Annotated in this window: 2 protein-coding genes; both read left to right on the top strand. The window is 62.7% G+C overall.

The genetic code is table 11. The annotated features are described in order from the left end of the window. Positions 1 to 157: 157 nt before the first annotated feature. On the top strand, positions 158 to 769 hold the full coding sequence (locus tag AC2VON_RS05330; RefSeq protein ID WP_486951998.1) for a DDE-type integrase/transposase/recombinase: 612 nt from the start codon (positions 158 to 160) through the stop codon (positions 767 to 769). Positions 770 to 913: 144 nt separating this feature from the next. After that, on the top strand, positions 914 to 1,185 hold a 272-nt coding region (locus tag AC2VON_RS05325; RefSeq protein ID WP_486951997.1), incomplete at its 3' end, for a tetratricopeptide repeat protein.

Here is a 1,185-nt window from a genome sequence, read left to right as displayed (position 1 = left end):
GCTATACCTTCACACGTTTCCCGACATCGCGGATGGCCCGCGCACGGGCTGCTCGACGCCGAAGCCGCCGAGATTTTGGCTCTGTTCGATGAGTGGGCGAGATCGACCGCAGCCATTGCAAGCTGGCCCACCGCGGCTCCTACCTGGGTCGGGTGTGGTGTCGCCGTCAAGTGTGCGTCGGGTTCTTTACCTGGCGGACAAGCATTTCCGGCCACTGCCCAAGCCGGGTCGCTGGAAACGCAAACCGTTTCCGGACTGGGTGGACTACAAGCCCAACTCGATCTGGATCTACGACACCACGCACTTCACCAGGACGGGGATGGCGGTGCTGATCATCCAGGATTTGATCTCGCGAAAGTGGATCACCGAGGTCGTCTCCGCCGAGGAAACCTCCACCCAGGTCGAGGTCGGGTTCACCGACGGGCTCGAGGCCGAAGGGCTCCTGGAGGCTGTCGAGCGGCGCGCCGACGGCCTCGTCGACATCGGTGCCGACGACGAGGCCCGCCCGATCCTGCTCGCGGTGTCCGATAATGGCCCGCAGATGACGTCGGGCTCCGCCCGGGAGTTCATGGCCATGTGTGCGATCGCCCAGCACTTCGGACGCCCTGGCACCTCGACCGATCAAGCCTGGATCGAAAGCTTCAACGGCCACCTCAAGGCCGAGTTCCCGCACCTGCTCGCGATCGAGAACCCGGCCACCCTGCGCGCCGAACTCGCCTCCACTCGCGAATTCTGGAATGCGGTCCGGCTGCATGCCGGCACCGGATAGGATATGTCACGCCCAACGACGAACACGAGGGACGAGGCGAGGCCATCCGCAAAGCACGCCAAGCCGGGCTCGAATCCGCTCGCAAAGGCCGACTTGCCTGGTACCGCCAGCAAAGGCACACCGAACCTATCCAGGATCCCGACGATGTCGACTGATCAAACGCGAACCTCTATCGCAAAGTCAGAAGCAACTCAATTCCCTGAATTCCACGAGCAGCACCCCACTGAACGGATGCATCTGGTCAGGCAGAAGTCAGAGCAGGAACGTGACCGGTTGCTAGCCGAGGTCCAACGCAATCCCGAGGATGCACGGTCGGTCCTGTTCCTCGCCGAGGCCTATTTCCAGATGGGCGATTTCGCCGGCGCTCGCAACTGGTGTACTCGACGAATCGAAATGGGCGGCAATGACGAGGAGAT

The organism is Mycobacterium sp. TH-M82 (genome assembly GCF_057473605.1).
Note: the sequence above shows the minus strand (reverse complement) of the source record. Positions and strands in the feature narration are given on the sequence as shown.